We start from the raw sequence: 855 nt of genomic DNA, 5'->3' as shown, positions 1-855 counted from the left end.
GCCAGATTTTAATGTACTCCACATATGCTCAAATGGGCACTGTTGCAAATAGTCGGTGGTGATAAACTTATCATCCCCTTTTGCTGATGGAGCTGCACATGAACCCATTCAAAGGCCGGCATTTTCAGCGTGACATCATTCTGTGGGCCGTACGCTGGTACTGCAAATACGGCATCAGTTACCGTGAGCTGCAGGAGATGCTGGCTGAACGCGGAGTGAATGTCGATCACTCCACGATTTACCGCTGGGTTCAGCGTTATGCGCCTGAAATGGAAAAACGGCTGCGCTGGTACTGGCGTAACCCTTCCGATCTTTGCCCGTGGCACATGGATGAAACCTACGTGAAGGTCAATGGCCGCTGGGCGTATCTGTACCGGGCCGTCGACAGCCGGGGCCGCACTGTCGATTTTTATCTCTCCTCCCGTCGTAACAGCAAAGCTGCATACCGGTTTCTGGGTAAAATCCTCAACAACGTGAAGAAGTGGCAGATCCCGCGATTCATCAACACGGATAAAGCGCCCGCCTATGGTCGCGCGCTTGCTCTGCTCAAACGCGAAGGCCGGTGCCCGTCTGACGTTGAACACCGACAGATTAAGTACCGGAACAACGTGATTGAATGCGATCATGGCAAACTGAAACGGATAATCGGCGCCACGCTGGGATTTAAATCCATGAAGACGGCTTACGCCACCATCAAAGGTATTGAGGTGATGCGTGCACTACGCAAAGGCCAGGCCTCAGCATTTTATTATGGTGATCCCCTGGGCGAAATGCGCCTGGTAAGCAGAGTTTTTGAAATGTAAGGCCTTTGAATAAGACAAAAGGCTGCCTCATCGCTAACTTTGCAACAGTGCC

Annotated in this window: 1 protein-coding gene; it reads left to right on the top strand. The window is 51.8% G+C overall.

The window, feature by feature from the left end:
- The first annotated feature begins 98 nt into the window (after nt 1-98).
- Nucleotides 99-803 (top strand): IS6-like element IS26 family transposase, encoded by a 705-nt coding sequence (locus tag ABEB28_RS42920; protein ID WP_001067855.1) that lies wholly within the window; start codon nt 99-101, stop codon nt 801-803.
- The last annotated feature ends 52 nt before the right edge of the window (nt 804-855 follow it).

Source organism: Cryptosporangium minutisporangium (assembly GCF_039536245.1).
Lineage (GTDB): Bacteria > Actinomycetota > Actinomycetes > Mycobacteriales > Cryptosporangiaceae > Cryptosporangium > Cryptosporangium minutisporangium.
The sequence above is the reverse complement of the archived record's forward strand: the minus strand, read 5'-3'. Positions and strand labels throughout refer to the sequence as shown.

Excerpts from the sequence above, each read along its gene's own strand:
- ABEB28_RS42920 (WP_001067855.1), top strand. The coding sequence starts at position 99 with ATGAACCCATTCAAAGGCCGGCATTTTCAGCGTGACATCATTCTGTGG.